We start from the raw sequence: 22,820 nt of genomic DNA on the forward strand, positions 1-22,820 counted from the left end.
TTTGACTACCAGATGGTGAAAATCAAACCCGGTTCGAGATAGATGTCCAAACCTTGAGTGAGTAGTAAATAGAACGCGATCACGAATGGAAACGACGCGCCGAACAGAACGGGTTTACGTCTTTCCCCCAGCAGATAAAAGCCAGCCAATAAAAAGAAGCCAGTAGCTATAACAAAACCTAGGTAAGTCAGGCCCACGCCGTAAAGCGCCATCAAAACCAAGAAAGCGATCAGTAACTTCCAATTGAAGGTCAGCACTGCGCCACTTTGTTTATCTGGTTGTCCTGTCACCAGCAATAGCAAAGAAAGGCCGACACCAACGTAAGTCAGGATGGTTGGCAGAGTACGTGCGGTGAATGGTTCATACTCATCACCTGGAAACAATGGAATCTGCGAGGTTTGATAACCGTAGCAAAGACAGAAGAGTAGAAAGATCATTGCGCCGACACGGTCACGACAGAGCAAATATTCTTTGGTGAAAAAGTTGGTTGAACGAGACATATTCAACTCCTAACAAAAATAAAAAAGACCGCATATGGACGTTAATGAATAAACTAAACCATTAACAATTAAGCATTTCGCTGCTAGTCGAGCTGCTTTGGGTATATAAACAAAGGAGTGTGCATGCCGATTGTCGACAATATCCATATACGGTGAAACTTAGAGTGCAAATACAGTTGGGGAAATACCAACCCCACGTTATTGGGTGAGGTTGGAATCTGAGGGACCCAGTTCGACTGTTACTTTAGGAAGCCTAACTCGCGCATTAAGTCACCCATTTGCTGCTCTTGCTCTTCAAGGAACGCGAAGAACGCTTTGTCCGCTTTGTAGTTGTCTATCCAACCATTGCGGTCACGGACGACTTGCCATTCGTCAGTGTTGTACATTTTGGTAAATGCTGCATTCCATTCATCCAGCTTTTCTTGGCTAGTACCTGGTGCAGCAAAGAATCCACGCCAGTTAGCGAAGACAGTTTCGTTACCATATTCTGTTAGCGTAGGAATGTTTGGTGCAGCTTCTAGGCGTTTTGGTGCAGTTACCGCTAGCACTTTGACTTGACCAGATTTTGACATCTCCAGTACTTCACCTAGGCCCGTAGAGAGCAGTTGAGTTTCGCCTGAAAGAAGGGCTGCCATGGCTTTACCGCCCGCATCGTAAGCGATGTAACGCACTTTACGCGCATCAAATCCTTCGCCTTTAAATGCGGCGGCAACGACGAGGTGGTCCATCGAGCCACGAGCAGAGCCACCCGCAATTTTCACTTTGCGAGGGTTAGATTCAAATGCTTTTACTACGTCTTCCCAAGAATTGTATGGCGAATCAACAGAGGCTACGATGGCACCGTAATCCGCAATGGTGGCTGCAACGGGAGTGAGATCTCTAAAGGATTGAGGGAAAATACCTGTTAGAGAGCGAACGACGATCGGTGTTGAATTCACCATCAGCGTATCTTCTTGGCGATCTGCCGTTTCAATCAAGTGCGCAATGGCTTTACCGCCGCCGCCACCAGAAAGGTTCTGAAAAGATACCGTCTCAACGATGTCTGATTTGAGTAGCACATCACCTGTACCTCGTGCGGTCATATCCCAGCCGCCACCGGCACCTCCAGGGATCAAGAAATGCATTTTTTCTACATCAGCAGCAAAAGCGTTAAATGAAAATGAAGCTGCGATGATAGATGTGGCGAGCGTTGGTTTGATTACCTTTAACATGTTCACGTTCCTTATGTTGGTGACTCTATTTTTTGATGAGTCTTATTTTTGTTTCAGCCTTTAACTCGAACTGGATGCTGATGTATCAAAGGTTAATCAAGTGTTAAATTGATGTCTTTAAAACGTCGATAAAGAGAATATTGAGCATAACGGGTATTTTGTTCATAAAGTTCACGCTGAAAAATTGGTTGCACATCACGCGTGCGTGCTAACAATTGCGTCATAATGGAATGACATCAAACGAATAAGGAAACAGAGAATGAAAGGGACATGTTTGTGCGGCGCTATTGAAGTGATCGCAGATGCTAAGAATGAAGTGAGTCTATGCCACTGCTCGATGTGTCGAAAATGGTCGAGTGGAGCACTCCATGCTGTGCATTGTGGTCCTAACGTAACGTTTAAGGGGGCCGAGCCAAAGCGCTATCAATCGTCTGAATGGGCGGTAAGAGGCTTTTGTGGCGAATGCGGCACAAACCTTTTCTATCATTTGTTACCGACAGGCGAGTACATTCTCTCCGCTGGTTTGTTCGACAATCCAGATTTCAAACTCTCATTAGAGATCTTTACCGATGAAAAGCCCGCGTATTATGACCTCAATCCCACCTCACAAAAGATGACATCGCAGCAAGTTTTTGAGCAATTTTCATCTAAAGAATAGCCTTTTGTATCCTTAATTGTTCGACAGCTTAATTGTTTTTCTTTTATATCATAATGTTAAGAGGTGTTTAGTTGTCGACAATTTGCTTTTTCCTTCGCAATTACCCCTCAATTTAGCTCGTAATAGATGATTTTCATCGATTTAAATTACGACCTTAGTCTAAATTGTCGACAATTTACTTGATTGTCGACACTTTGATCGACTACTTTATATTCAGGTTAAGAAATTGTAGACATTTTGATGTCGGTAACGTGAGTATCTGAGTATGAACTCTGAGTTGAAAACTCGTTATAAAGTACTGGGTTCTGAGAAAGAACACACCAAGTCAGAAACACTGACAGAAACACTGATTGAAGTCATTGTGAATGGTGATGTTAAGCCTGGTCATAAAATCTCGGAGCCTGAACTGGCGAAGAAATATCAAGTCAGCCGCGGCCCTTTGCGTGAAGCATTAATGCGTTTAGAGGGGCTAGGGCTCATTGAACGTATTCCTCATGTCGGGGCTAGAGTGACCACTTTTTCTCCAGAAAAGCTGATAGAACTCTATGCGGTTCGCGAAGCGCTAGAAGGTATGGCGGCAAGGTTAGCAGCGCGACATATTACGCAAGAAGAGCTCTTGAGCTTGGAAATGCTATTGTCGACACATTCTAAGCACATTGATCAAGTGGAAGGAGCCTCTTACTTCCATCAGCATGGAGATTTTGATTTTCACTATCGCATCATCCAAGCAAGCCGAAACAGCAAGCTGATTTCTCTGCTGTGCGACGAGCTTTACCACTTGTTACGCATGTACCGCTATCAGTCACCGCGCGCGCAATCTCGTCCAAATGAAGCGTTGACTGAACACAAATTCATTCTGGAAGCCATCCGTAATCGCGATGAAGAGCTTGCAGAAATGCTGATGAGAAGACACATCTCAGGAAGTCGAAAGCTCATCCAATCGCAAATTATACATACAGAAAGTTTAGACAAAGACTAGAAGGAATTCGTCATGAGCTTAACACCGGGAGCGAAGTTCAGACTCGCCATTGAACAAAACAATCCGCTGCAAATTGTCGGCACCATTAACCCTTACTGCGCCATGATGGCGAAAAACTTGGGGCATCAAGCGATTTATTTGTCTGGCGGCGGTATTGCAAACGCGTCATACGGATTGCCGGATCTCGGTATTACAACATTGAACGACGTACTGGTCGATGTTGACCGCATCACTAACGCGTGTGATTTACCGCTATTGGTTGATATCGACACTGGTTTTGGAGGCGCATTTAATATTGCTCGCACGATCAAAGCAATGGAAAAGGCGGGTGCTGCTGCGGTTCATATGGAAGACCAAGTCGCACAGAAACGTTGTGGGCACCGTCCGAACAAAGCAATTGTGAGCCAGCAAGAGATGGTTGATCGCGTAAAAGCAGCGGTTGACGCACGCAATGATGAAAGCTTCGTGATTATGGCTCGTACAGACGCGCTAGCTGTTGAAGGTATGGACAGTGCAATTGAGCGTGCGATTGCGTGTGTGGAAGCTGGCGCAGACATGATCTTCCCAGAAGCGATGACCAAGCTGGATCAGTACCTTCAGTTCTCAAACGCACTTGAGCAAGCAACTGGAAAGCACGTTCCTATTCTGGCGAACATTACCGAGTTCGGCGCAACGCCACTGTATGGCTGCGACGAGCTTGCAAAAGCGAAAGTCGATATGGTGCTTTACCCGTTAAGTGCGTTCCGAGCCATGAACAAAGCCGCTGAAACGGTTTATAAGCATTTGCTAGAAGTGGGCAATCAGGAAGCTTTGGTTGATTCAATGCAAACACGCAAAGAGTTGTATCAGCACCTGAACTACCACGATTACGAAGACAAACTTGACCAGCTATTCTCTGAAGGAAAATAGCGGGAAAAGAAAAGATAGACGGAAGCCCAAGAAAAGATAATCGGAATTTATCTAATTCAATAACGTGAAATTCGTCTGGCTAAAAAACGCTCCAAAGAGGGCAAAGCCAGACAGAAAAGGAGTTCAAACAATGTCTCAAACTGCAGAAAAGAAAGCAGAGTTAGGTGGTGCAGGCCTACGCGGTCAAAGCGCCGGAAGCACAGCTTTATGTACTGTCGGAAAAACGGGGACCGGTCTGACTTATCGCGGTTACGATATTACTGACCTTGCCAATAATGCTCAATTTGAAGAAGTTGCACATCTTCTGTTACGCGGTCACTTACCAACTCAGAAAGAACTGGATGCGTACAAGACACATCTCTTAAACCTTCGCGGCTTACCAACTGAGCTTAAGCAAGCGTTAGAGCTTATTCCTGCTACTGCTCATCCAATGGATGTGATGCGCACTGGTTGTTCTGTGTTAGGAAACCTAGAGCAAGAAATGAGCTTCGATGAGCAATTGCATTCGACGGAACGTATGCTGGCGCTTTTCCCAGCTATCATCTGCTACTGGTATCGTTTTAGTCACGATGGCGTTCGTATCGATACAGAAGATCAAACCGAAGACTGCATCGGCGGTTACTTCTTGCGATTGCTTACAGATAAAGAGCCATCAGCGCTACACAAGCAAGTGATGCACTGTTCCTTAATCCTTTACGCTGAGCATGAATTCAACGCATCAACTTTTGCAGCGCGTGTTTGTGCATCAACGTTATCAGACATTCATTCTTGTATCACGGCAGCAATCGGTACGCTTCGCGGACCACTTCATGGCGGCGCAAACGAAGCAGCGATGGAGATGATTGAAGATTGGCAAACGCCAGACGAGGCGGAAGCGAACATCATGAAAATGCTGGCCAACAAAGACAAGATCATGGGCTTTGGCCATGCCATCTATCGCGAAAGTGATCCTCGCAACGCGTTGATTAAGCGCTGGTCGAAAGAGCTGTCACAGCAAGTCGGTGATACACATCTATATGCTGTTTCTGAGCGTGTGGAATCAGTGATGAAGCGAGAGAAAGGTCTGTTCTGTAATGCGGACTTCTTCCATGCATCGGCTTACCACTTCATGGACATTCCAACCAAGCTGTTCACACCAATTTTTGTGATGAGTCGTTTAACGGGCTGGGCGGCACACGTTTATGAGCAACGTGCCAATAACCGCATCATTCGCCCAAGTGCTGATTACACGGGCCCAGATCATCAAGAATGGGTGCCTATCGAGAATCGCTAGCGCGAAGGTTAATTAGGGCACATACGCTTTGATTGACCACCTCCTTCCTTTGTACCTCTCTCTGACAGAGGAAGGAGTCCCTCTCATCACGATGTTTCTGGAGCAATGGAAAAACGTTGATGAAGGCAAGATGTACAGACTGAATGGAAGCAAACCATGAACACAAATATTAATACCCAATATCGTAAGCCGCTTCCGGGAACTCAACTGGATTACTTTGATGCACGCGAAGCCGTCAATGCCATTTCTCCTGGAGCCTATGAAAAACTCCCTTATACCTCCCGCGTGCTAGCCGAGCAACTGGTCCGTCGCTGTGAACCGAACACATTGACGGATAGCCTGAAACAGTTAATTGAACGTAAACGTGATCTTGATTTTCCTTGGTATCCAGCACGCGTTGTTTGTCATGACATTCTTGGTCAGACCGCTCTAGTCGATTTAGCGGGTCTGCGCGATGCTATTTCGGATCAGGGTGGCGATCCTGCAAAAGTGAACCCTGTGGTTGAGACTCAATTGATCGTTGACCATTCTTTAGCGGTTGAGCATGCGGGCTTTGACCCTGACGCCTTCGACAAAAACCGCGCGATTGAAGAACGCCGTAATGAAGACCGATTCCACTTTATCGAGTGGTGTAAAACAGCGTTTGAGAACGTAAGCGTGATTCCTGCGGGTAACGGCATTATGCACCAAATCAACTTGGAGAAAATGTCTCCTGTGGTGCAAGCAAAGCAGGGTATTGCCTACCCAGATACCTGTGTGGGGACAGATAGTCACACGCCTCACGTAGACGCCCTCGGTGTTATCGCGATCGGTGTTGGTGGTCTGGAAGCTGAAACCGTAATGCTTGGCCGACCATCAATGATGCGTCTACCTGATATTGTTGGTGTAAAACTAACGGGTAAACGTCAACCGGGCATTACCGCAACGGATATTGTCCTCGCGATTACTGAGTTTCTGCGTAATGAGCGTGTCGTCTCTTCATATCTTGAATTCTTTGGTGAGGGTGCACGTGATTTAACAATCGGTGACCGTGCAACCATCTCCAATATGACACCAGAATACGGTGCAACCGCGGGTATGTTCTACATCGATGAGCAGACCATCAACTACCTAAAACTGACTGGTCGTGACGAACAGCAAGTTGACTTAGTTGAGAAGTACGCAAAGCAAACCGGACTTTGGGCTGACGATCTAGATACTGCCGTTTATGAGCGTGTACTTGAGTTCGATTTATCATCAGTAAGTCGTAACATGGCCGGCCCGTCAAACCCTCACCGCCGTTTGCCAACTTCTGAATTGGCACAACGTGGCATTTCTGGTGCGTGGGAAGAGAAAGAAGGTGAGTTGCCAGATGGCGCAGTGATCATCGCTGCTATCACATCGTGTACTAATACCAGCAACCCAAGAAACGTCGTTGCTGCCGGCCTTGTGGCTAAGAAAGCCAATGAGCTCGGCCTTGTACGTAAATCTTGGGTGAAGTCGTCTTTTGCTCCGGGTTCTAAGGTAGCGCGTCTTTACCTGGAAGAAGCGGGCTTATTACCAGAGTTAGAAAAGCTTGGCTTTGGTATCGTCGGTTACGCATGTACCACTTGTAACGGCATGAGTGGCGCGTTGGATCCAAAAATCCAGCAAGAGATCATTGATCGCGATTTATATGCGACAGCCGTTCTGTCTGGTAACCGCAACTTCGATGGCCGAATCCATCCTTACGCAAAACAAGCTTTCCTTGCATCACCACCATTGGTTGTCGCTTATGCGCTAGCGGGTACGATTCGTTTCGATATCGAACGTGATGCTTTGGGTACTGACCAAAACGGTAAACCAATTTACTTAAATGATTTGTGGCCTAGCGACGAAGAGATCGATGCTGTGGTCGGCAAACACGTTAAGCCAGAGCAGTTTAACCAAGTTTACATCCAGATGTTTAAGCTCGATGACGCAGAGAAAAGCTCTAGTCCGCTTTACGACTGGCGTCCGATGAGTACCTACATTCGCCGTCCACCTTACTGGGAAGGTGCGCTGGCGGGTGAAAGAACACTGTCTGGCATGCGTCCATTAGCGATTCTGGGCGACAACATCACGACTGACCACCTGTCACCATCCAACGCGATCATGGCGAGCAGTGCTGCGGGTGAATACCTTGCCAAAATGGGCGTTCCGGAAGAGGACTTCAACTCTTATGCGACTCACCGTGGCGATCACTTAACGGCGCAACGTGCGACCTTTGCTAACCCGAAACTATTTAACGAAATGGTGAAAGAGAACGGTGAAGTCGTTCAGGGTTCTCTGGCGCGAATCGAACCAGAAGGTCAGGTTGTACGCATGTGGGAAGCGATTGAGACCTACATGAACCGTAAACAGCCACTGATTGTAGTCGCTGGTGCTGATTACGGTCAGGGTTCATCTCGTGACTGGGCAGCAAAAGGTGTTCGTTTGGCAGGCGTAGAAGCCATTGTTGCTGAAGGCTTTGAGCGTATTCACCGTACTAACTTGGTTGGCATGGGCGTACTGCCGTTGCAATTCAAACCAGGTGTAAACCGTAATACGTTAGAACTGGATGGTACGGAACTTTACGACGTAGTTGGCGAGATTAAACCGGGTGCGGATCTGGCCTTGGTTATCACGCGTAGCAACGGCGATAAAGTTGACGTTCCTGTTACCTGCCGCCTAGACACCGCTGACGAAGTTCACGTGTACAACGCAGGTGGTGTTTTGCAGCGTTTCGCGCAAGATTTCTTGGCGCAATAAGGAGTGGGTATGGAAAGCAAAACTCCGAATCAAATGAGCCAAATCAAAGTGCCGGCGACGTACATGCGTGGCGGTACAAGTAAAGGGGTCTTTTTTAACCTCGACGATTTGCCACAAGAAGCACAAGTGGCAGGCGAAGCTCGTGACAAACTCTTGTTGCGTGTTATCGGCAGCCCAGATCCGTACGCAAAGCAAATTGATGGCATGGGTGGCGCGACGTCAAGCACCAGTAAAACAGTAATTGTTTCTCGCAGTAGCCGAGCCGATCACGATGTTGACTACTTGTTTGGACAAGTGTCGATCGACAAACCATTCGTCGATTGGAGTGGTAACTGCGGCAACTTGTCTGCCGCTGTCGGTCCTTTCGCCATTCATGCTGGGCTGATTCCACAAGATCGCATTCCAGAAAATGGCATTGTGACGGTGCGTGTTTGGCAGGTGAACATCAGCAAAACTATCTTGATTCACGTTCCAATTGTTAATGGTTTTGTCCAAGAAACCGGCGACTTTGAGCTCGATGGCGTGACGTTTCCGGCCGCCGAGATTCAAGTCGATTTCGTTGACCCTTCTGATGGCGAGGGCAGCATGTTCCCAACAGGCAACTTAGTTGATGATTTAGTGGTGCCGGATGTGGGTACGTTCAACGCGACCTTTATTAACGCGGGCATACCAACCATTTTTATTGATGCTGAATCGATTGGATATCAGGGCACCGAGCTGCAAGACGATATCAACAACGATGACACAGCATTAGCGATGTTCGAATCCATCCGTGCATATGGCGCGTTAAAAATGGGCCTGATTTCTGATTTAGAAGAAGCTCAAACACGCCAGCACACACCGAAAATTGCGTTTGTTTCTAAACCGAAAAGTTACCTGTCTTCAAGTGGCAAAGCGGTCAATGAGTCGGAAATTGATGTGCTGGTACGTGCGTTGTCGATGGGCAAACTTCACCATGCAATGATGGGAACAGCAGCCGTTGCTATCGCTTCAGCGGCGTGTGTGCCGGGTACGTTGGTTAACTTGGCGGCTGGTGGCGGTGAAAAAGAGTCAGTGACTTTTGGCCACCCCTCAGGAACGTTAAAAGTTGGAGCACGAGCGAAGCAAGCTGAACAGGGCTGGGTGGTACACAAAGCCATCATGAGCCGAAGTGCGAGAATACTAATGGAGGGATTTGTGCGTGTACCCTCTGATGTCTTTGAGTGAAAAGAACGGTCTTTGAATAGAACGAGAGCAATGTCAGGACATACTGGAGGAAGCAATATGTCTTCATACGAAAAAGAATATTTATGGGCGAAAAACGAACCGGAGAGTTTTTGGCGCGCTCAAGCGGAGAATATCGATTGGTTCGAATCTCCTAAAACTATCTTGAAATCTGATGAAAACGGCATAGAACGTTGGTTTCCAGATGGTGTAATGAATACGTGCTGGTTAGCATTGGATTACCATTGCGAGCAAGGACGCGGTGATAATACGGCACTCATTTATGACTCGCCAGTAACCGGCAATAAAACAACGTATACCTATAGTGACCTGCGTGACCAAGTGGCAAAAATTGCCGGCATGCTGTCTGCCCAAGGCGTTGAAAAAGGCGACCGAGTCGTTATTTACATGCCGATGATTCCAGAAGCTGCAATGGCGATGCTAGCCTGCGCGCGTTTGGGGGCGATTCACTCCGTTGTATTCGGTGGTTTTGCACCTAATGAGCTTGCTGTACGAATTGAAGATGCAGAGCCGAAAGTCATCATGACGGCGTCGTGTGGGATTGAGATCAACAAAGTTATTCCATATAAGCCAATGGTAGACAAGGCCATTATGGACAGCCGATGGAAGCCTGAAAAAGTATTTATATTCCAGCGTCCTGAGTGCGAAGCCGATCTAAACCAAGAAAGAGATCTGGATTGGCAGCAAGAGTACAACCAAGCGTTGCCACACGGTTGTGTTCCGGTGTTGGCAACCGATCCACTCTACATTCTTTATACTTCTGGTACGACAGGTAAGCCAAAAGGCGTTGTGCGTGATAACGGTGGCCATGCCGTCGCGATGAAGTACTCCATGAGCGCAATCTACAACATTCCTCAAGATGGCGTATTTTGGGCGGCATCTGATGTTGGCTGGGTAGTAGGGCACTCTTACATTGTTTACGCGCCACTGATTCACGGTTGCACAACAATCTTATTCGAAGGCAAGCCCGTCCGAACACCGGATCCTGGTGCATTCTGGCGAGTGTGTGACGAATACAAAGTAGATGCGTTGTTCTCTGCCCCGACAGCGTTCCGTGCGATCAAGAAAGAAGACCCAGAAGGTGAGTTCTTAAAGCAGTACGATCTGTCTAACTTAAAAACCATCTTTATGGCTGGTGAGCGCTTGGACCCTCCAACACTGGAATGGGTGCAGAGTAAAGCAGATAAACCGGTTATCGACCACTGGTGGCAAACGGAAACGGGTTGGGCTATCGCGGGTAACCCAACGGGCATTGAGATGATGCCTGTGAAAGCGGGTTCTTCAACTAAGCCAATTCCGGGTTATCAAGTCGAAATTCTTGATGAGCTTGGTGAACCGGTGAAACCAAATCAACAAGGCTTTGTCGCGCTAAAACGTCCGCTGCCACCGAGTTGTCTGTCAACGGTTTGGCGTAACCATGACCGTTTTGAAACCGGTTATCTTAGCCAATTCCCTGGCTACTATGTGTCAGGTGATGGTGGCTATCTAGATGAAGACGGTTACTTGTTCATTATGGGACGTATTGATGACGTGATTAATGTTGCGGGGCATCGTTTATCGACAGGCGAAATGGAAGAGATTGTCGGTGGCCACCCAGCGATTGCGGAATGTGCAGTCGTGGGTATCCACGATGAGTTAAAAGGGCAGTTACCACTTGGTTTTGTTGTGCTTAAAGATGGTGTCAAAGTGGACGAGCTTGATCTTGAAGGTGAGCTTGTTGGCAAGGTACGTAGTGAGATCGGTGCGGTTGCCTGCTTTAAGCATGCATTGGTTGTAGATCGCTTACCGAAAACACGTTCGGGTAAAATTCTGCGCCGAACCATACGTCAAATAGCCGATGGTGAAAAATACACCGTTCCGTCAACGATTGATGACCCAAGTAGCTTGAACGAAATTGAACGAGTGTTAAGACGTTAATTAAAACTCAATTCTAACTAACCCCTGATCCTCGAACTCTGTAGGTTGGTTCTGCCTCTGTACGCTTATTAAGTACAGGGGCTTTTTTGTTTGTAGATAGCGTAAACGTCTCGTGCAGGCAATTTTGTGACTTGCCAATACGGCATTTTCCTCACAAACTACAGCCATTCAATTTTTAGTGACCCTTTGTATGACCACGTTTGTAATTAAATCTGCGTGTTTTAGCGACCTTGAGTCGCTCAACGACCTTATGTTTGAGCTGCATGATGAGCATCATCTTCAATCTCCGGAGCTGTTCAAAACTGCAGAGGAGATAGAGCAAGAAAAAAGTATTGCTCGATACATTGATGATCCTGAATGTCTTGTTTATGTAGCAAAACAAGAAGATGAAATTATTGGTTTTATCTCTGGTCATTTCTGTGAACTTGTTTCTACCGTCAGTCAGCCGGTTATGATGGGAAGTGTGGATGAGCTCTATGTGTTACCTGAGTTTCGGAAACAAGGCACGGCTCAGGCATTGATTAACAAAATTGAGTCAACGTTCTCTGATTACGGTGCAAAACAGATGTTTGTTGAAGTATGGCACTTTAACCAGGGTGCAGTCTCTTTGTATGAAAAACAAGGGTTTGCACACCATATTCACTATCTAAGAAAGCCGTTGAGCTAATGGCCATGCTTAATTTTAATATTGTGATACACATTCTAGCGAATTGAAATCATTCAGTTCGTCAATAGACTTTTCTCTATAAGTTGCTCGCAATGTTAGTAAATTAATATGCGCCCACATTGGTATTGGCGTTTTTGTCTGCTTGTTTATTAGTAGCACGAGGATCGTGCTTACAAAAACAAGAGGACAATATTTTGAAACTAACAAAATCGTTACTTGCGTTGGCTGTTTTGCCAATGTTCGCAAGTGCTGATGATTTGTCACAGACACAAAATCACACAATACAACCCCAGATCGTAGGCGGCATCACTGCTGATCCTAGTGAGTGGAGATTCTACACCCAAATTGTTAGCCGTTATGGTAACCGATCATATTGTGGTGCCAGTTATATTGGGAATGGCTACGTCCTGACTGCGGCACACTGTGTCGAGGGTGATTCACCGAATCAGATTGCGGTTAAAATTGGTGGCGTCGTTTACAATGGCACTGACGGTGTTCGAGCTAACGTGAGTGAAATCCACATGCACCCGGCATATCGCCGAGCAACGCTTTCTCACGATCTCGCAGTCTTAAAGTTGGACTCTGTACCTCAAGGTGTTGCTGCGGTTGAAATTGCCGATGGCAGTCTAACGCAATACGCCAGCATCGGAGATTGGCTTACAGTCGCAGGTTTAGGGAGAACCTCTGAAGGAGGAAGCTCTCCATCTCGGTTGCAAGAGGTTGACGTTCCGCTCGTGTCGGACACGACTTGTCGTCAAGCCGGTGGCAATTATACAACCGTTGGAGAGGTGTCTTTCTGCGCGGGAATTCCTCAAGGTGGGATAGATTCCTGTCAGGGAGATAGTGGTGGCCCAATCGTTATTAATCGTGGTGGCGTAATTACTCAACTTGGTGTGGTCAGTTGGGGGATAGGTTGTGCTCGTCCGGGTATGTATGGTGTTTATAGCGATATCGCCGCCATGCGTAATTTTGTTAATGGTGTCATTGGCACGACTACACCTCCGAAAGAGAATGTTTCTGTTGGGTATACCACCGAACAGATATTGGCATCATTTAATGTTGGCGAGTTGCAGCAACATAGTTTTGTTATCAAAAATTCAGGTAACACGACGTTCACTGTAGAAAACGTTCGCGCGTTTGCTTCTGGCGTTGCTGATGCTGCCGTTATTGCAAATGATCAGTGTTCTCAGGCGACGTTAGCAATGAATGCAAGTTGTCGTGTCGATGTCGAATTTGGAGCAGCTCAGGCGGGAGAAGCAAGAGTTGCTTTGAACTTCAACGTTGATAAGACCAGTACACAATATCAGGCGCTAGTGTCGGCTCAAGCGAAAACAGTGACAACGCCTCCAACAGATAACTGCGCAGCAGAATGGCAAGCGAGTACGGTGTATCTCAAAGGGGATAACGTTACTTGGAATGGCAAAGTGTGGCAGGCGCAGTGGTGGACTCAAGGCGATAACCCAGCAGACTCTGGACCTTGGGGTGTTTGGCAAGAAGTTCGCGACGCACATTGCAAGTCTAACTAACCATCAAGCATTCAAAAGCTGACTCGTTGGTGACTTGAGGTAGAATTCATTCTTGGTTTCAACGAACAGCGCATAGTTATCATAAGCAGGGTTTATTGTTTTCGAATAATAAGCCCTTTTTTATTGTTCCAACTTTGAGAACCCATAAAATGTGTATGACTTTATCCTGACGCTACCTTCATATAACTGGCAGAATTGCGATCAACATTTCATGTTTTGTCTGATTTTTGTCAGGTTTGCATTAAATTACTCTCCAATGAGCTTCAAGATCATGCTTTATTCGATCAACGTTGTTTGGCATAACTCGTTACTTAATTTTTATCGAAAAAGATAAGATTAACTGCCATTATTCATTGGTTATCATAATGTTTACTTAAGGTCATATTTTGTGTTGAGACAGCTGTTATTACTCATCCTTTGTTTTATTTTGTTACCTGTTTCACCAATCTCTACGGCTAAAGCTGCCGCGAGCGAAGTAAAAGGGGCGCTCTGCGTTGTTCGTGCTGACGACAAGTTAGTGCTAGTTCATGAAATATTGACGGATAAGATTTCTCTACCTGGTGGGACAATTATTGATGGAGAATCCCCCAAAGTTGCTGCGCAAAGAGAAACGTGGGAAGAAACGGGTTTAGTGGTCACGGTTGGGGAGGAACTTGGCAGAACAGACACCGCGGTTTATTACGATTGCATATCAGACTCTGAGATTATTGCTTTTTCGATGAACAATTCCTTAGGTGGGAATGAGTTACCTATTTGGTTTGCTCCTCACTACGGAGTAGAAATCGCATCTGCAATGTTACTTGGACCATCCGAGCTGCCATCATTTTTGTACCGCTATCCCGCTCAATGGCCACAAGCCATTCAGTTTTTTGAACAAGCTACTCAGCAGTCCGCATCTTATGTGACTCAGCTGATCGAATCCGCGCCTTCATTTCGTCAGATTGAATTGAGGTGGATGAAAGACTTACAAAGCTGGGTAGGAGCTTTATCAGAAACGAGTTTCGAGGTAGCGAATCAGATCTCAAATCTTGTTATAGAACTGACAGAACCTACGATACTGCTTTTTCTATTTCCGTTAGTAATGATGCGTTTTGGCAGTCGATTTGTATTCCGACTCTTTTTCGCTATTAGCGCGACGTCCCTGATGGTACTTGTAGCTCAACAGGGCTTTGCGCTTCCTCGCCCGCATGTCTACATACCAATGATGGAGTTAACACACAGCTTTGGATTTAGTTTTCCAAGTTTGCCTATTGCCGTTTGGTTTTGTGTTTTAACCTTTTTATTTCAGAGAACACATTATTTCGGTTTGAATGGTACGACCGCTGTCATGATGCTCATCACGCTTACTATTATGTTATGTAAGTTTTTCCTTGGTAGCGCCTTTTTCTTAGATATGTTGTTTGGTGCGCTGTTAGGAAGCTTGGTGGCCTGGCATGTTCTGCGATTGGAAACAAATCAAGACGTGAATGTTGATCAAGTGCTGAGCTCAAAAGGCGTCTGGTTCATTATGACTGCGGTAACGGCGGTCATCTCTGTTATCTGGCCATTACCTGTGTTTGGTCGTTGGTTGGCTATTTTAATTACGGCATCAGCATTGGTTATGACGTTTAGAGAGTCAAAAGTGCATTTGGATTCTCGTCAGATGATTTTTGTAACGCTTGCGTTGGTATTCGTTGAGCAACTTTATTTGTACTCAAGCTCTGTTGTCTCGTTTAGTGGTTTGTGGTCATTGGTATTGTCGACGTTGCATTATCCATTGTTGATGTTGCTGTTTATCTTGCTTGCAAGAAAGCTGATTCATGAAAAACAACAGAGAGAAACAGTGCTAGATTGATGGTTGTATGCTTTCTTTCTCAGGCATACGAGTAAAAAGAAAGCCTTGCTTTACAGCAAGGCTTTTTTGTACGTTGAGTAGCTCAACAATGTGGCTTTGCGTATATCTGACGCCATGGCTGAGTTAAAGGTAATAACGTTGACGCCATAGCGGCGGAGAGAATTAAGCGTTAAGGACGAATTTTTCAATCGCTTTAGCTACACCGTGTTCATCATTACTTGCCGTAATGTAATCAGCGATTTGTTTGGTCTCTTCCATCGCATTTGCCATCGCGATACCAAGGCCAGCGTACTTCAGCATGTGGTGGTCATTTTCAGCATCACCCATACAGATCACTTCTTCCGGTTGAATACCTAGATACTCAGCAATTGCAGCAACACCAATACCTTTGTTGCTCGCTGGGTTAAGAAATTCCAGGAAAAACGGGGCGCTTTGAACCACCGTAAACTCTTCACGTATTTCAGACGGAAGCGCAGCGATGACCTCAGTTAACTTACTTGGCTCGGCAACCATCATTGCTTTGATGATTGGATGATCATCTTCTAGCGATTCAAAATTAATCTCTGTTACATTTAAGCCATTAATGTTGGCTTCGATGTCAGTGTATGGGTTTTTCTCATTGGTGATCAAGCCATGTACTTGGCTGAATGCGTGCACATAAGCGCCTAATTCTTTCGCTTTACGAGCGACTAATTTAGCTGCCTTACCATCAATGATTTGCTGGTGGATGATTTCATTTGTTCCTACGTTCTTAACCATAGAGCCATTGTAGAAAAGGACAAAATCTTTATCGGAATGGATATTCAGTTCGTCGAGCTTGCCTTGCATTCCTTCTAATGGGCGACCAGAAGCGAGAACGACAGTAACGCCTGCTTCTCGAGCCTTTGCGATCGCTTGTTTGTTTTCTTCAGAGATTGCTTTATCACTATTGAGCAGTGTGCCATCCATATCTAATGCGATCAGTTTATACATCATTTCTTACCTTAAAGTTTTTGGGAACTGTAAGTGAATAAGGTTTGGTATAACGCGAACCAGAAACCTACGCTCACCGCGACTATGAAACTACAAAATGGTCTATTTTAACAATTAATTTTTGGTTTAAATTGACCTAGACACGTGTGTCCATTAAGGTCTTCGCCTCGAAGTATTATGAGTTGAGTGAGTTCTACGTTGTATAAGCTAAATGAGATGTTTGAAACCATCCAAGGGGAAGGGGTTTTCACTGGAGTACCTGCTGTTTTTGTTCGCCTTCAAGAGTGTCCGGTTGGTTGCTCATGGTGCGATACCAAACAAACGTGGTATGCAGATGAGAATGACCAACGTCAAATTGGTGATATTTTGGTGAAGACGGAAGATTCTCCGACATGGTGCGTCGCATCTGCCGAGAACATCGTAGAGCAATATCAACTGCAAGGCTTTAATGCTAAACATATCGTGATTACTGGTGGGGAGCCTTGTATTTATGATCTACGCCCTTTAACAAAGGCGTTTGAAGATATGGGTTGCCAATGCCAAATCGAAACCAGTGGCACATCAGAAGTCATCACGTCAGAAAATACATGGGTGACCGTGTCACCAAAAGTGGCGATGAAGGGTAAACTGCCAGTTCTCAATAGCGCGTTAGAGCGTGCGAATGAGATTAAGCACCCAGTTGGTACGCAAAAAGACATCGACCACCTTGATGAGCTATTGGCAAATGCGAATGTCGCGGTTGAGACTATCATTGCATTGCAGCCTATTAGCCAAAAGCCTCGTGCAACGCAATTGTGTATTGAAACGTGCATTGCTCGCAATTGGCGCTTGTCTGTTCAAACTCATAAATACCTAAGTATTGCTTAAGAGCGGAGAGAGAAATGAAAAAAGCCGTTGTTGTTTTTAGTGGTGGTCAGGATTCCACGACTTGTCTGGTTCAAGCACTTAAAGAGTTTGATGAAGTTCATGCCATTACTTTTGATTATGGTCAGCGCCACAAGTTAGAGATAGAAGTGGCACAAAAGATCGCAAAGGATCTTGGTGTCAAAGCGCATAAAGTGATGGATGTTGGCCTTTTAAACGAACTTGCGATTAGCTCTCTCACGCGCGATGACATCCCTGTCTCACACGAATTGCAAGAAAACGGCCTACCAAACTCTTTTGTTCCTGGCCGTAACATCCTATTTTTAACGCTCGCAGGAATCTACGCCTACCAAATTGGGGCTGAAACCGTAATTACTGGCGTGTGTGAAACTGACTTTAGTGGTTATCCAGATTGTCGTGACGATTTTGTGAAAGCAATGAACACGGCTTTGGTGAAAGGGATGGACCGTAACCTGACGATCAAAACACCGTTAATGTGGCTAAATAAAGCAGAAACGTGGGCGTTAGCTGATCAATATGACGCGTTGCAACTGGTTCGTGAAAATACGTTGACCTGCTACAACGGGGTCATTGGTGATGGTTGCGGTGAGTGCCCATCGTGCGATTTGCGCAAAGCTGGCTTAGATGATTACCTAAACAATAAAGAGACCGTAATGCAGTCTCTTGTGAACAAGCAGGCTGCTGACGTATAGTCGTGCCTTGCTTTACTGGCTAACATAGTCAGAACTTAGGCTAATTGGCTCATCGTATGCGTCTATAATGATGTTTTTTCCCTGCTTTTTAGCCTGGTATAAAGCTTGGTCTAGTATCGAATAAAGTTCATCAAAGTTGGTAAGCGGCATTGATGTTGATAGATAGGCCAAGCTAGCAGTTACACTCAGATCACTATTATCTACCGTGCGTACGCGCTTCTCTGAAATCGTTTTGTGTAGGCTTTGCACCCGGAAAGGAACGTCAATTTCATCGACGTTTTTCAATAATAAGATAAACTCTTCTCCACCCAAACGGCCGATATACTCTCCCTTATTGAGCTTAGCTTTAAGCACTTGGCAAACTTGCTGTAACACCAAGTCGCCAGTCGGATGACCGTATTGATCATTTATCGTCTTAAAGTCATCAAGGTCGATTAATGCTAAAACATAGCGGAAGTCTTCGTCCGCTTTGGAGGTTTGACCTTTGATGGTCTCTATAATTGCCGCTCTATTCAACGCACATGTTAGACTATCTATTTTGGCTTTTTGTCGTGTTTGTCGCTGAAGTATCAATGCCAGAATGAGCAAGACCAACAAACAGGAAACCACAAAATTATAAGTGCGCTTTTGATCGGTAAGCTTCTCAAATTGATGCCGATTTAAGCTTTTTTCATTATTCAACCGAGCGACTTGAAGATCATATTCGTACTCTTTCTTTGTGAGGTCTAATGCCTCTAATGCTTTAATATTGCTAGCGTCTCGGTTGGCCAATTCAATGTTTGAATAGGCTTCGTGGTGCTCTAATGCCAGTTTATAATCACCTTGGGCTTGGTACGCTTTGGAAAGGAGTAATTGAGCTTGTGCCTGTAATAATGGCCTAGAGTTATTGATCGCTAGTGTTAACGCGACTTTGCCATGTGCAATCGATTTTTCAGTAGCATGGTTTTTCAAATACGCGAACCCAGCAGCTAAATGCCCTTCCGTTTCGAGGTGCGTATTTTCATACGTTTCAGCAATGTCTAAAGCTTTTCTAATGTAATCTACTGCGGTATCCAGTTGCCCACTTTCGGCTAAAACCGCAGACAGCCCTAAGTAGCTTAACCCTTGACCATATGGGTATTGGAGTTGGTTGAGTATTGTTAATGCATTTTGATAATGATTGATGGCTTTATCGAATTCTTTGGATTTCTTATACATTGCCCCAAGGCTATGTTCGACCTGGGCGACTTTGAGTGGTGTCCCTTCATCTTGACGAGCGAGTAGGGCTTGGATGAGATATTGTTCTGATTGTTCAAACTGCCCAAGCTCTGCTAGCAAATTTCCGACGTCATTGTAAATGCCAGAAGGATCGCTTTGAGCAGACATGTTGGCCAGCAGCTTTCGATAAAGGCTCAGCGCTTTTTCATAGTCACCACGATAGTTATAGTTATTCGCTACCACACGTAACGCGAGATCAATAGGGAAGTTTTCTTGGTGTTGTTGACTTAGATGGCTTTCTAACGACGAGCAATAAAAGTTTGCTTTGTGATAACGACCTTGTTGATTCAACGTATAACAGAGCTGATAGTTCATCAAAGCTTTGCCTTCAGAATCTGAAGTCTGCTTCATTTTTTGTCGCAATGAAGAAAAGCTATTTACTGAGGCGTCATAACTACCATGCTTACGTTCATTTAAGGCAAGAATGTACTCTGACTCTAACTGAGCAAAGTTATTGTTGAGAACTTGGCTGCTTCCATAGTACGGCTGCTTTATGTTCGACATATATTCATAAATCAGCCCGCTGACGTAGAGTTTTTCGCTGTGCGATTTCGCGGTGTGGTATCGATCTTGAAGCATGCTTAATGCTGAGTCAGGATTACTTCTCAATGTGGTTTGATAAACGGCGTGCCACTGCGTGATATTTTGTTCTGGCTCAATATCTTGAGTGTCACTAGCATATACCGGGGCGAGTAAGAGTGACGCAAGCAAAGGATAGAGCGTGCGCATATTTAAACGTGCCTTATGTTCTTTTGTTGCTTTGGAATTGGAGAATCATAGCGCTATTAATTGATCAGCGTTGTGATTGAGTTGGGTGTACGAAGAAAAAGAATAGGAAAACTATGCACTTGGTCGATATATCAAAAAAAGAGCATCAAAAGAAAGACCCCAACATAAAGTTGAGGTCTAGGAGTCGTTATGCAATGTAAAGCTTAGCTAGATCTTGAGGCTCCATTTCTTTGCCTTCTAGCTGATCGTTCCAGTTAGTACCAACAAGAACACCATCTTCTGCAAGAGTTAAAAGCCAATCTTCAACAAAGATATCTAGTGGGATTTCTAGTACAGTGAAGTCAGCCCATTCTTCAACATTGTGCGCTTCTGCATCTTCTTTAGAAGACCAGAAAGGCATGACTTCACTGTTTTCGAATTCAGTTGAATCGCAAGATAGCCAACCTTCTTCATTGCGTAAACCCCAAACCAGTTGGTTTTCTTTTGTTTCTGCAACAAAAAGGTCAAGGTTTGCTTGGATATCTGATGTAAGTTTGCTCATTTCAAAACTCTCGTTGTTATGACGCCGCTAGGGTAACACTAAAGTGCCGATTCCTAAAGCATAATACGGTTATTGCAATGAGTAAAAATAAAGGAGCCGAAGCTCCTTTTCTTATGTCGTTCTAGGTTTATTAATGCTTGTTTGAACAAACATTAATACAGATATTTTTACCTTTCAGGGAGGGTAGTGAATATTGTCCACTCTTTTTTAATCTCGCCTTTATAACCAACGACAGAAGCAGTTACTCGGCGGTTTAAAGCGTGGCTGACTTCATCGGTACCTTGTTGCGCTAGGTGAGTATCACCAAAGCCAACAATACGAACTCTGCTCGGTTCGATGTTGTAGCTCAATAGCGCCTCACGGACATTGCGTGCTCGTCTCTCTGATAGATCTTGGTTGTGTTGAGAGCCACCAACTTTACTCGCGTAGCCGTGCAGTTCGATCGACGTAGTAGGGTATTCTTTTAAAAAATCGGACAGTTCACGTACTTGTCTTCTGAACATGGGATTGATTTCATCAGAATCATTGGCAAAAAGTATTCTTACTTGCATGTTATCTGATGCTTTAATGTATTCGCCGCAACCGTCATTGTCGACTTCTGAGCCTTCCGGTGTTCCAGGGCACATATCTCGAGCGTTGATGACGCCATCGTTATCTTCATCTTGAAGGTCAGCGATTTGCTCTGCACTTGGTACAGGTCGATAGTCATACTCGTCTTCAGCAACAACCTGTTGAGTAACGGCGAGAAGGCTTAATGCAAATAGAATTTTCATTGGTTTCATGATTAGTACTCCACCTTTTCATTCCATTCCGTAGGCACATCGACTCGCAAGGCATTTAACAATTGGCCGGTCGCATTCATTACACGGTATTTCGCGTATTGCTCTGAATATCGAGCATCCAAGTAGTTTTTTCTCGCTTCAAATAACTCGTTTTCAGTATTTAACAAATCCAAAAGGGTTCGTTTACCGATGCGATACTGTTTCTCGTAGGCGATAACAGTTTCAGATGCCGAATCTACGTGATCCGCTAGAAACTCTTTTTGCTGAAGCGTTAAATCTAACGCGCTCCATGATAGACGAAGTCCTTCTTCAACGCTGCGGTATGCGCGTTCTCGTAAATCTTTGGCTTTGTTTAGTTGATAGGCAAAGTTTTCAGCATTGGCGACATCACTACCACCATTAAAGAGGTTGTAACGCATACGCAGCATCGCTGTCGTTTCATCACTGCTTCCTTCGATACCGCTTGCATCATCACGCCACGTTTGAGCCGCTTCTACAGATATCGTTGGATAGTAAGTTCCCTTAGATTGCTTATATTGGAACTTAGCTGAGTCTACATCTGCCATCGAAATTTTGATTACTGGATGCGATTCAAATGCCAAGTCAATTGCTTCATCTATGGTGTAGGGAATAAAGTTCTGGTCCGCTCGCGGAAAAATCAATCCTTGTGGGGACTGTCCGACAAGGCGTGTAAACGTGGTGTGGCTGTCATATAAGTTGTTCTGAGCCGCCACCAAGTTACCGTGAGCTTTTGCTAAACGAGCTTCTACTTGAGTTAGGTCAGCGGTAGACCCAAGTCCTGAGTTAACTCGCTTTTTAATGTCTTCGTAGATCTTCTTATGAACCTTCAAGTTGTTTTCTGAAAGTGTAAGAATTTCATAAGCTTTTACTGAATCTAAGTAAACCTTTGCCACTTCGAGTGCCGTGTCTTGAGCATCAGCGAGCAGTTGATAACGAACTGATTCTGCGTCAGCTGCTGTTCGATCCATATCGTTAAGTGTCGCAGAACCGTCCCATATCAACTGGGTTAGTGTCACGGTCGCTTCTTTTCTTGTCAGATCCGTTGAATCTCGCCCTGCTTCTGCTGGGTTAATGCCTTCATAACCGATACCGGCGTCTAAATCTACGGATGGGAGGTAAGCACCGCCAGATGCTTCATTCACATACTGCTTGCTAACGAATTCATTGAACGCACTTTTGATGTCAGGATTGGTTTTTAATGTGTTTTCAACCGCTTGCTCTAGTGTTTGCCCAAAAGCATGACTAGCTGCGAACACACCAATGCAAAAGGCGTTGGCACGAGTCCACTTCACTGTGATTCTCCTAGATAATAATAAAATTTCTCGAGGTGAGAGGGCTTATAAGTGGGATACCTATAAGGGCGTCAATAATTTAGCGCACAATAACATTAATACACGATGAAGTAACCTGTTGATTCATTGTTCATTTGTTTCATTCTTGATAAATCAATTCATTTGGTGGGTCTAAATTTTGAATAAGGATCCCGATTTTAAAG

General features: G+C 45.1%; 19 protein-coding genes. 12 read left to right on the plus strand and 7 right to left on the minus strand.

Annotated features, from left to right (window positions below; all coding sequences use genetic code 11):
- Positions 1-5: 5 nt before the first annotated feature.
- Positions 6-500, minus strand: coding sequence for a tripartite tricarboxylate transporter TctB family protein (locus tag FR741_RS07545; RefSeq protein ID WP_167426541.1), 495 nt, complete (start codon positions 498-500; stop codon positions 6-8).
- 239 nt (positions 501-739) lie between these two features.
- Positions 740-1,711, minus strand: a complete 972-nt coding sequence (locus FR741_RS07550) for a tripartite tricarboxylate transporter substrate binding protein (protein ID WP_124008906.1) — start codon at positions 1,709-1,711, stop codon at positions 740-742.
- 259 nt (positions 1,712-1,970) lie between these two features.
- On the opposite strand from FR741_RS07550, the gene FR741_RS07555 reads away from it, so the two are divergent.
- The 10 genes from FR741_RS07555 to FR741_RS07600 all read left to right on the plus strand — a co-directional run bounded on the left by FR741_RS07555 (position 1,971) and on the right by FR741_RS07600 (position 15,446).
- Complete coding sequence (locus FR741_RS07555) at positions 1,971-2,369, plus strand: GFA family protein (RefSeq protein ID WP_167426542.1); 399 nt, start codon at positions 1,971-1,973, stop codon at positions 2,367-2,369.
- Positions 2,370-2,634: 265 nt separating this feature from the next.
- The gene (locus FR741_RS07560; protein ID WP_005395069.1) at positions 2,635-3,348 is read left to right on the plus strand and encodes a GntR family transcriptional regulator; all 714 of its coding nucleotides are present in this window, start codon (positions 2,635-2,637) and stop codon (positions 3,346-3,348) included.
- A 12-nt stretch (positions 3,349-3,360) separates the two neighbouring features.
- Positions 3,361-4,257, plus strand: coding sequence for a methylisocitrate lyase (prpB, locus tag FR741_RS07565; protein ID WP_005395068.1), 897 nt, complete (start codon positions 3,361-3,363; stop codon positions 4,255-4,257).
- 130 nt (positions 4,258-4,387) lie between these two features.
- Positions 4,388-5,530, plus strand: a complete 1,143-nt coding sequence (gene prpC / locus FR741_RS07570; RefSeq protein WP_012841784.1) for a bifunctional 2-methylcitrate synthase/citrate synthase — start codon at positions 4,388-4,390, stop codon at positions 5,528-5,530.
- A 156-nt stretch (positions 5,531-5,686) separates the two neighbouring features.
- Complete coding sequence (gene acnD / locus FR741_RS07575) at positions 5,687-8,278, plus strand: Fe/S-dependent 2-methylisocitrate dehydratase AcnD (RefSeq protein ID WP_167426543.1); 2,592 nt, start codon at positions 5,687-5,689, stop codon at positions 8,276-8,278.
- Between the two features lie 9 nt (positions 8,279-8,287).
- The gene (gene prpF / locus FR741_RS07580; RefSeq protein ID WP_167426544.1) at positions 8,288-9,484 is read left to right on the plus strand and encodes a 2-methylaconitate cis-trans isomerase PrpF; all 1,197 of its coding nucleotides are present in this window, start codon (positions 8,288-8,290) and stop codon (positions 9,482-9,484) included.
- A 57-nt stretch (positions 9,485-9,541) separates the two neighbouring features.
- Positions 9,542-11,419 carry a propionyl-CoA synthetase gene (locus FR741_RS07585; protein WP_167426545.1) on the plus strand — a complete coding sequence of 626 codons (1,878 nt, stop codon included), beginning with the start codon at positions 9,542-9,544 and terminating at the stop codon, positions 11,417-11,419.
- Between the two features lie 190 nt (positions 11,420-11,609).
- Complete coding sequence (locus tag FR741_RS07590) at positions 11,610-12,086, plus strand: GNAT family N-acetyltransferase (RefSeq protein WP_167426546.1); 477 nt, start codon at positions 11,610-11,612, stop codon at positions 12,084-12,086.
- A 194-nt stretch (positions 12,087-12,280) separates the two neighbouring features.
- Entirely contained in the window at positions 12,281-13,612 is a 1,332-nt protein-coding gene (locus FR741_RS07595; RefSeq protein ID WP_167426547.1) for a trypsin-like serine protease, read from the plus strand.
- Positions 13,613-14,000: 388 nt separating this feature from the next.
- Positions 14,001-15,446, plus strand: a complete 1,446-nt coding sequence (locus FR741_RS07600) for a bifunctional NUDIX hydrolase/phosphatase PAP2 family protein (protein ID WP_006741551.1) — start codon at positions 14,001-14,003, stop codon at positions 15,444-15,446.
- A 162-nt stretch (positions 15,447-15,608) separates the two neighbouring features.
- On the opposite strand, the gene FR741_RS07605 is transcribed toward FR741_RS07600, so the two are convergent.
- A complete protein-coding gene (locus tag FR741_RS07605; protein ID WP_164666881.1) occupies positions 15,609-16,418 on the minus strand; it encodes a Cof-type HAD-IIB family hydrolase in 810 nt (269 codons plus the stop codon).
- 216 nt (positions 16,419-16,634) lie between these two features.
- Here FR741_RS07605 and queE point away from each other — a divergent pair, with 216 nt between their 5' ends.
- Together queE and queC are read left to right on the plus strand one after the other, a co-directional pair.
- Positions 16,635-17,285, plus strand: coding sequence for a 7-carboxy-7-deazaguanine synthase QueE (gene queE, locus FR741_RS07610; RefSeq protein WP_046874946.1), 651 nt, complete (start codon positions 16,635-16,637; stop codon positions 17,283-17,285).
- A 14-nt stretch (positions 17,286-17,299) separates the two neighbouring features.
- Entirely contained in the window at positions 17,300-17,995 is a 696-nt protein-coding gene (gene queC, locus FR741_RS07615; RefSeq protein WP_005395054.1) for a 7-cyano-7-deazaguanine synthase QueC, read from the plus strand.
- Positions 17,996-18,007: 12 nt separating this feature from the next.
- On the opposite strand, the gene FR741_RS07620 is transcribed toward queC, so the two are convergent.
- The 4 genes from FR741_RS07620 to FR741_RS07635 form a co-directional block, all read right to left on the minus strand.
- The gene (locus tag FR741_RS07620; RefSeq protein WP_167426548.1) at positions 18,008-19,981 is read right to left on the minus strand and encodes a tetratricopeptide repeat-containing diguanylate cyclase; all 1,974 of its coding nucleotides are present in this window, start codon (positions 19,979-19,981) and stop codon (positions 18,008-18,010) included.
- 187 nt (positions 19,982-20,168) lie between these two features.
- Positions 20,169-20,522, minus strand: a complete 354-nt coding sequence (locus FR741_RS07625; protein ID WP_005395049.1) for a DUF2750 domain-containing protein — start codon at positions 20,520-20,522, stop codon at positions 20,169-20,171.
- Positions 20,523-20,689: 167 nt separating this feature from the next.
- On the minus strand, positions 20,690-21,304 hold the full coding sequence (locus tag FR741_RS07630) for an OmpA family protein (protein WP_167426549.1): 615 nt from the start codon (positions 21,302-21,304) through the stop codon (positions 20,690-20,692).
- A 2-nt stretch (positions 21,305-21,306) separates the two neighbouring features.
- Entirely contained in the window at positions 21,307-22,617 is a 1,311-nt protein-coding gene (locus tag FR741_RS07635; protein ID WP_005395046.1) for a TolC family outer membrane protein, read from the minus strand.
- Positions 22,618-22,820 lie beyond the last annotated feature (203 nt).

This window comes from Vibrio diabolicus (genome assembly GCF_011801455.1).
Taxonomy (GTDB): domain Bacteria; phylum Pseudomonadota; class Gammaproteobacteria; order Enterobacterales; family Vibrionaceae; genus Vibrio; species Vibrio diabolicus.

Coding starts and splice junctions, on each gene's coding strand:
- queC (WP_005395054.1), top strand. CDS start 17,300: ATGAAAAAAGCCGTTGTTGTTTTTAGTGGTGGTCAGGATTCCACGACT.
- FR741_RS07555 (WP_167426542.1), top strand. CDS start 1,971: ATGAAAGGGACATGTTTGTGCGGCGCTATTGAAGTGATCGCAGATGCT.
- queE (WP_046874946.1), top strand. CDS start 16,635: ATGTTTGAAACCATCCAAGGGGAAGGGGTTTTCACTGGAGTACCTGCT.
- FR741_RS07585 (WP_167426545.1), top strand. CDS start 9,542: ATGTCTTCATACGAAAAAGAATATTTATGGGCGAAAAACGAACCGGAG.
- prpB (WP_005395068.1), top strand. CDS start 3,361: ATGAGCTTAACACCGGGAGCGAAGTTCAGACTCGCCATTGAACAAAAC.
- FR741_RS07550 (WP_124008906.1), bottom strand. CDS start 1,711: ATGTTAAAGGTAATCAAACCAACGCTCGCCACATCTATCATCGCAGCT.
- FR741_RS07620 (WP_167426548.1), bottom strand. CDS start 19,981: ATGCGCACGCTCTATCCTTTGCTTGCGTCACTCTTACTCGCCCCGGTA.
- FR741_RS07625 (WP_005395049.1), bottom strand. CDS start 20,522: ATGAGCAAACTTACATCAGATATCCAAGCAAACCTTGACCTTTTTGTT.
- acnD (WP_167426543.1), top strand. CDS start 5,687: ATGAACACAAATATTAATACCCAATATCGTAAGCCGCTTCCGGGAACT.
- prpC (WP_012841784.1), top strand. CDS start 4,388: ATGTCTCAAACTGCAGAAAAGAAAGCAGAGTTAGGTGGTGCAGGCCTA.
- FR741_RS07560 (WP_005395069.1), top strand. CDS start 2,635: ATGAACTCTGAGTTGAAAACTCGTTATAAAGTACTGGGTTCTGAGAAA.
- prpF (WP_167426544.1), top strand. CDS start 8,288: ATGGAAAGCAAAACTCCGAATCAAATGAGCCAAATCAAAGTGCCGGCG.
- FR741_RS07590 (WP_167426546.1), top strand. CDS start 11,610: ATGACCACGTTTGTAATTAAATCTGCGTGTTTTAGCGACCTTGAGTCG.
- FR741_RS07630 (WP_167426549.1), bottom strand. CDS start 21,304: ATGAAACCAATGAAAATTCTATTTGCATTAAGCCTTCTCGCCGTTACT.
- FR741_RS07605 (WP_164666881.1), bottom strand. CDS start 16,418: ATGTATAAACTGATCGCATTAGATATGGATGGCACACTGCTCAATAGT.
- FR741_RS07545 (WP_167426541.1), bottom strand. CDS start 500: ATGTCTCGTTCAACCAACTTTTTCACCAAAGAATATTTGCTCTGTCGT.